This window comes from Nocardia sp. NPDC004168, from assembly GCF_040610355.1.
In the GTDB taxonomy this organism is placed as follows: Bacteria; Actinomycetota; Actinomycetes; order Mycobacteriales; family Mycobacteriaceae; genus Nocardia; species Nocardia sichangensis.
In genome coordinates this window covers 80,948-87,860 of the sequence record NZ_JBEXME010000026.1, presented here as the reverse complement: position 1 = coordinate 87,860, position 6,913 = coordinate 80,948, and the positions used below count along the sequence as shown (strand labels likewise).

Annotated in this window: 7 protein-coding genes; 4 read left to right on the top strand and 3 right to left on the bottom strand. The window is 66.4% G+C overall.

Going from position 1 to position 6,913, the window contains the following annotated elements:
* From ABZW96_RS30960 to ABZW96_RS30950, 3 genes are all read right to left on the bottom strand, one after another.
* On the bottom strand, positions 1–1,580 hold a 1,580-nt coding region (locus ABZW96_RS30960), incomplete at its 3' end, for an amino acid adenylation domain-containing protein (protein ID WP_355079436.1).
* Positions 1,581–2,178: 598 nt separating this feature from the next.
* Entirely contained in the window at positions 2,179–2,913 is a 735-nt protein-coding gene (locus ABZW96_RS30955) for a cache domain-containing protein (protein WP_355079434.1), read from the bottom strand.
* A 3-nt stretch (positions 2,914–2,916) separates the two neighbouring features.
* The gene (locus tag ABZW96_RS30950; RefSeq protein WP_355079433.1) at positions 2,917–3,837 is read right to left on the bottom strand and encodes a GntR family transcriptional regulator; all 921 of its coding nucleotides are present in this window, start codon (positions 3,835–3,837) and stop codon (positions 2,917–2,919) included.
* A 298-nt stretch (positions 3,838–4,135) separates the two neighbouring features.
* On the opposite strand from ABZW96_RS30950, the gene ABZW96_RS30945 reads away from it, so the two are divergent.
* The 4 genes from ABZW96_RS30945 (at position 4,136) to ABZW96_RS30930 (ending at position 6,857) form a co-directional block, all read left to right on the top strand.
* The gene (locus tag ABZW96_RS30945; RefSeq protein WP_355079431.1) at positions 4,136–4,402 is read left to right on the top strand and encodes a hypothetical protein; all 267 of its coding nucleotides are present in this window, start codon (positions 4,136–4,138) and stop codon (positions 4,400–4,402) included.
* A gap of 352 nt (positions 4,403–4,754) precedes the next feature.
* The gene (locus ABZW96_RS30940) at positions 4,755–5,318 is read left to right on the top strand and encodes a hypothetical protein (RefSeq protein ID WP_355079429.1); all 564 of its coding nucleotides are present in this window, start codon (positions 4,755–4,757) and stop codon (positions 5,316–5,318) included.
* Entirely contained in the window at positions 5,315–5,965 is a 651-nt protein-coding gene (locus tag ABZW96_RS30935) for a hypothetical protein (protein WP_355079427.1), read from the top strand. The genes ABZW96_RS30940 and ABZW96_RS30935 overlap by 4 nt, the downstream gene beginning before the upstream one ends.
* Positions 5,966–5,981: 16 nt before the next feature.
* Entirely contained in the window at positions 5,982–6,857 is an 876-nt protein-coding gene (locus ABZW96_RS30930; protein ID WP_355079425.1) for a lysophospholipid acyltransferase family protein, read from the top strand.
* Positions 6,858–6,913 lie beyond the last annotated feature (56 nt).

The window sequence follows — 6,913 nt, the reverse complement described above, 5'->3', positions numbered from 1 at the left end:
GGCAACGCCGCCCGATCCAACTTCCCCACCGGCGTCAACGGAATCTCGTCCAACACCACAATCGACGCCGGAATCATGTACCCCGGCAACGACTCGGAGATGAAGTCCAGCAGCGCCGTGGTGTCGAACTCGGCCCCGACGCCCACCGCGTCCGCCTCGGGAAGCACGTAGGACACCAACATGGTCGTGCCGTTCTGCTGCCGCTTGCCCAACGTCACCGCGAACTCGACATCCGGATGGCGGCTCAGCGCGTCATCGATCTCGCCGAGTTCGACGCGGAAACCACGGACCTTCACTTGGAAATCGGAACGTCCCAGTACCTCGATGCCGCCCCCGCCGAGTCGGCGGGCCAAGTCGCCGGTGCGGTACATGCGCGATCCCGGATTGCCCGCCTCGCCGCCGAACGGGTTGGCCACGAAGCGCGCCGCGGTGAGACCGCGCCGGTTGAGGTAGCCCTCCGCCAGCGCGGGGCCGGACAGATACAGCTCGCCGATCACTCCGGCCGGGGCCGGGCGCAAGCGGGAATCGAGCACGAACAGACCGAAGCCCGGTATCGCGCCGCCGATGGTGATGGTCTCGCCGGGAACCAGCGGCGCACTGCTGGTCGCGATGACCGTGGCTTCGGTGGGGCCGTAGCCGTTGATCATCGCGCGGCCGTTCCCGCTCCACCGGCTGACCAGGTGCGGACCGAACCGATCGCCGATGACCATCACGACGCGCAGGTCCGCGAGCCCCTCAGGATCGACCGATTCCAGAGCGCCCGGCGTGATCAGCATGTGCGTGACGCGTTCGCGCCTCAGCACATCGGCGAGTTCGAATCCGCCGAATACGGTCGGCGGCGCGATCACCAGGGTGGACCCGGTGGCGAAGGCGAGCAGCAATTCCAGTACCGACACGTCGAAGTTCGGCGAGCAGATGTGCATCACCCGCGAGCCCTCGGTGACGTCGTAGCGCTCCCGTTCGGACGCCACCATCGCGCCCAATCCGGAGTGGGTGACCACGACTCCCTTGGGCCGACCGGTCGAACCCGAGGTGAAGATGACGTAGGCGGGATGCTGTTCGGTCAGCGGTCGCACCCGATCGGCGTACGAGACCGGGTGCGCGGGCCGCCGTTCGATCCGTTCCCGGTCTTGCGGGTCGTCGAGTTCGATCCACGGGACCGACGTGCCCAGCGCTTCGCGGTACGCGGAAGTGGTCAGACCCAGCGCCGCTCCGGAATCGGACACCATGTAGGCGATCCGCTCCGGCGGGTAGGTGGGATCGATCGGCACATACGCGGCGCCCGTCTTGGCGATGGCCCACACCGACAGCACCGACTCGATCGAGCGCCGAATGCCGATCGCCACCACGTCGCCGGGGCCCAATCCCCGGTCGATCAACTCCCGCGCCAGCCGCGACGAGGATTCGTCGAGCTCTCGGTAGGTCAGTTGGGTGGTATCGGCGGGATCGCCTGTCGGACTGAACCGGATCGCCACCGTGTCGGCGGCGGACTCGACCGCGGCTGTGAGCAGTTGCCCGAAGAGCAGACCGCCGGAACGGCGACGGCGGTTTCCACGCGCAGAACGGCGGTCCATCTTCATTTCCGTGCTTTCTCCTTCAGGTGGTGCCGGCACTCGCGGCCGCACACCAACGATCCAACCCACAACCTCGCTACTTGCTCGCACTGGTGTCGCAGACAGCCCGGGAGCTCTCTCGCGAGAAGTCCCGGACTGTTCGGCCCCGTCGGGACAGTACACAGCCGGTAACCCGCTTACGGCACGGCATACGGCGGCGCCGGCGAATTATGCTGTGTTTCACACCTTTCACTGATCAAGTGTGCCAATGCGGCACCGACCCAGACGATGATTCCGGTCGACTTCTTCCGTGGCTAATGCGGCTCCGCCGCGAAGGTTCCGCCCGAAATTCCCAGATGGCAAGCCCGACAGGCGATCACGGCGATAGTTCAGGTTGCGTCTACAACGGTTGCCGTTCCGCGATGGTCGCCTCCTGCTCGAATGGCGTGGCGTGCGCGGTCGACAGTGGTGCGAGGAGTGTGGCCGGCGCAAGGAGGCCCGCGGTGATCGCCTTCATGGGGACGAGTATTCGGCGAACCCCTCCGTGCCGCACGACCCCATTCATCGGGGCGCACCGCGTGCCATCCGGCTCGTGGCGGGCGCCCCGCAGCGCTGTCGCGTCGCATCAGTGTGAGTCCAGCGGCTGCAACGACCACGACGTGGCCTCGATCGGCATCGCCGCGGCGGATCGGGCCATGCGGCTGATCTTGGATCCGGTGGTGAATTCGGGATCGGTGCCCATGATGACGCGCCCCTCGCTGTTGACCAGCACCACCCGCTGACCGAATGCCCGGAGTCGCGGAAGCAGGACTGCCTCGATCGAAGCGACCGGAACATCGGCACCGGCGATTCCGACGAAGGCTCCCGAATCGTTCGTCACCGGAATTGCGAAGGTGCAGATGTACTGATCGGTACACGCGTAATCGACGGTCGGCCCGTACGCCCAGCGCCGACCCTGGTCGCGCGGAATCGTGAACCATTCCATGGCCGTGTAGTCGTAGAAGTACTCATTGTGCGGATTCAATTCCAGCACAAGACGTTGCGGTCCGCGGTCGGTGTCGAGGAACCACCACTCCAGGAATCGGGGGCGATCCGCGAGAACGCCGTCGGCCATCACTACGCCCGCGCTTTCGAGCAGTTTTCCACGCCGCTCGAGCTCGCCGACAATGGTGTCGCGCAGCGGTGCGAGGTCGGTCGATCGGAGCGGGCGCTGCAGCTTCTCGGTCGATCTCGCCCACAGTGCCGCCAATTCGGCCCCGATGACGCCCAGTGATCCGTAGACCTCCTCGGCCAGTTCTGTGACGGCGTGGACGAGCGATTCGACGGTCACCGGGGTGGAAGAACTATCGGTATCCCTCATCGATCAACTGAGCTCCAAACGTAGGGCGACGAGGCGGCGGATGCGTGATTCGATTTGTGATTCTGCCAGTTCTCTCGCCCGGGCGTCGTCTTCTCTTTCGATCGCGTCCACCAAATCGCGATGCACGGCGGCTTCGGCGGCGGGCTCGAGTTTCAGTCGGGGTAACCAGAGCAGGGCGGAGAGTTCGGCTTGTAGCGCGACCTGGGCGCGAGTCAAACGGGTGGATTGCGCGCACACCGCCATTTCGATATGGAAGCGGCTGTCGGCCCGGCGGGCCGATATGGGCTCGCTGCTGTCCTTCAGCCGGTCGGCCAGGGATCGCAGCCGCGCGATATCGGCTCGCAACCCGCGGCGTGCGGCGAACACGGCGGCGGCTCCGGTGACGGCGAAGTGTTCGTCCCCCAGATCGCGCAATTCTTGGATGCTCATCTCCTGCAAGCGCACCAGTGAGCTGCTCTCGAGGATCTCCGCCGCACCGCGGATGAAGCTGCCGCCGCCGCGTCCGCGCTTGGTCTGCACGATTCCCTGCTGGCGGAGCACGGCCAGTGCCTCGCGCAGGGTCATCGTCGACACCCCGAGCTGACCGGCGAGATCGGTCTCGCTCGGCAACTGCTGGCCGTCCACCATCAGGCCGAGGCTGATGGCGGCACAGAGTCGCTGCACCACGGCCTCGGTCTTCGGGCCGCCGCCCTCGAGGGGGGCCAGCACGGCGCCGAGAGCGGTCAATCCGGCGCTCTCCTGCTTGGACAACGCGACTCCTCGGTGGGGGATGTAACTCGATCCTAGCCAACGAACACTTGAACTATGAACTCTAGAGTTAGAGGTACGCGGTGCAACCGAGTGATCCTGCCCCGGTCCGCCGCCGATCGCGGTCGCGCCTGACGCTGTGGACTCCGGCTTCGTCCCCGAAGGTCTCGGTCGCATACCGGCCTGGCAGTGAACTTAACGCAATCATTACCTGCCACGCGTTGAACTATGAAATCTAATGTCTTATGTTCAGACGTGTGGAACTGCCTTCTGGGCACCGGGACGCGGCGGCGTCACGATCGAAACAGGATTTCCCCATGTTCGAAACGAACCAGAACAGCCATAGCGTGCACTACGGTCGCTTCCCCGCGACCGTGCCGAGTCGACGGCCCGGCAGGCGGCGCGGAGGGGAATACGGCCGGGGGTGCGGATCGGCGCAAGTGCGAGCCGAGCGGACGACGCCGGGGTTCCGACGATGAGTGACATACGCCATACCGAAGTCGACGGTGTATGCGTGACGTGGCGTTTCGTTCACCACCACCTGATCGCGATCGTCGCCGTGGACAAGGCATCGGATGCTTCTCCGTTGGTCGCGTTCGGCCCCGGCAACTACCCTGACCTCGCGCAGGCACGAGAACTTCTTCCGGAGCTGACGCGGCTCTGGGACGCGGTGCGCCGCGAATTCTGGGACAAACTCATCCCGCCACTGCCCGTGGTGACCAGGCAACGGGCTTGGGCGTGAGCCGGTTACCTCGGTGAATGCACCGCCTGGACCTGCTCACCATCGCCGTCGCTGAAAGCCGCTCGTTTCGCCCTCAGCGGCGGCCGCGCGGCTTCGTATACGCGCGGACCGGGTCTCGGTCCCGCGTGATGGCCCCGTCCACGCGCCGCCGGGCCCGAACACTTCTTCCTGAAGCTGCGCACCTTGCTGTGGCGCCCCGGTCTCGGCGTCGAGCTCGGCGAGGAACAGGTCGCCGCCGCGAACGAGTTCTGGTTCGCTGACTTCACCACGTCGAAGCCTCGTGGCGAACATATGTTTGGGACCACGGTCAGGAGGCATTACCCCAGCGGACAAGCTCGACAAGGAGGTTCAGATGTCGGCTGGAGTATGGGTAATCATCGTCGTCATCGCCATTGTCGTCGTCGCGGCCGTTGTCGCGCTCCTGGTGTGGCCGATGCTGCGCAGACAGCGACTACGCCGCAGATTCGGCCCGGAATACGACCGGACGGTACAGGAGCACGAGGATCGCAAGACCGCGGAGCGGGAACTCGCAGAGCGCGAGCGAAGGCACGCGCAACTGCGGCTACGCGACCTGTCGGACGACGAGAAGCGGGTCTATTCCACCCGCTGGGTAGAGGTGCAGGAGCGATTCATCGACGACCCCGCCGGGGCGTTGACCGAAGCCGACCGCCTCGTCACCACGATCATGTCCGAGCGCGGCTACCCCACGGAGAACTACGAGCAGCAGGTGGCTGATCTTTCCGTGGAGCATGCCGAGCCGCTGGGCCACTATCGCGCCGCGCACGACATCGCGACCCGCCCTGCGGGCACGGCGGTATCCACTGAGGACCGGCGCACAGCCATCGTGCACTACCGGGAAGTGTTCGAAGATCTGATCGGCGTTGGCGGCGAAGGCAAGAAGGACGTGAAAGCATGAGCACCGAATCCGAGCGTCGCCCCTACCGCGATGGGGCGGAGGAGAATTCGCCGACAGCAGGTGAGCGGCGGGTCGAGTCGCAGTACGAAGGAAGCGGGCAGGCGGACCGTGGTCGGCAGGCCGGACCGGCAGGCGAAACGGCAGCGGTGCGGCGCGATCCCGGGCAGACCGAGGCGTCCCGCGGGATCGGCGAGGCCGAGTCCGCGCAGACCACCGGTACGGCGCCCGAATCGAACACGCCCGCGGCCCACGGATCGGAGCCGGCCCGCGCGGATGCCTCGCGACGGGATGTGATCGACAGCGAGTGGAGCGACACCGGCACGACTGGGCAAACCGCCGCCCACGATGCGCCGACGGCCGAAACCGCGGCGGGCGGGCCTGCGCCGCTGTTGCCCCATGCCGATCTCGATCGCCTGCGCACCCAGTGGCGGGAAGTGCAGGTTACCTTCGTCGACAACCCCAAAGACGCGGTCGCTCGCGCGGACGAGCTGCTCGGCGATACCATCCACCAGCTGACCACCACCTATGACCAGCGCAAACGCGAACTGGACGAGCGGCTCGGCGACACGTCCGACACCGAGGGGCTGCGGCAGGCGTTGCGTGGGTACCGGGCGTTCTTCGACCAGTTGCTCTCGATCGGCGGCTAGCCGGAAGCCGTTGGTCATGAAGGTCTTCCGATTGGCCGGCGGGACGGTCGACCGGGCGACGGACTGGGTCGCCCGGCAGGTGAAGGCGCGAGTGCCCACCGCCGACCCCGCCGATCGCGACCCGGAGTTCATCGCCGACACCGTCGATCTGGGCTGGCTTCTCGTGCGCCTCTACTTCCGGGCGGAGGTACGCGGCTTGGAGCGGGTTCCGGAAGAGGGGCCGGTCTTACTGGTCGGCAACCATTCCGGCGGGAACGTATCGCCGGAAGTCTTGGTGACCACGCTCGCCTTCGTCCGGCGTTTCGGACCGCAGCGGCCCTTCTTCCAGCTCGCCCACGACATGGTGATGGCCTACCCGGTGATCGGCTCGTTGCTGCGCCGCTTCGGAACGGTCAACGCCGACCCGGGTAATGCCGAGCGAGTGCTGCGCGACGGCGCGGCGGTGCTGGTCTACCCCGGCGGTGACTGGGAGGTGCACCGTCCGACGTGGGAGGAGGACCGGATCGACTTCGCCGGTCGCACCGGATTTCTCCGCCTCGCCTGGAACGAGCGGGTTCCGATCGTGCCGGTGGTGAACATCGGTGCGCAGCAGACTCAGTTGGTGCTCACCCGCGGTGATCGGATCGCGCGCCTGCTGCGGCTGGATCGGATGCTGCGGCTGAAGGTGTTCCCGATCTCGATCGCGCTGCCGTGGGGACTCGACCTCGGTGATCTCGCTGGGCATCTGCCGTTGCCCAGCAAGATCACCGTCGAGTTCCTCGACCCGATCGATCTTCGCGACGTGCTGGGGCCCGAACTGAATCTGGACGAGGCCTACCGGCACGTCACCGGAATCATGCAAGGGGCGCTGACCAGGCTGGACGAAGAGCGCGACCTGCCGATCGTCGGCTGACCCGAAACGGCGGCGCGATTACGGCCGCTGTCCGCCGCTTTCATGATACCGTTAGT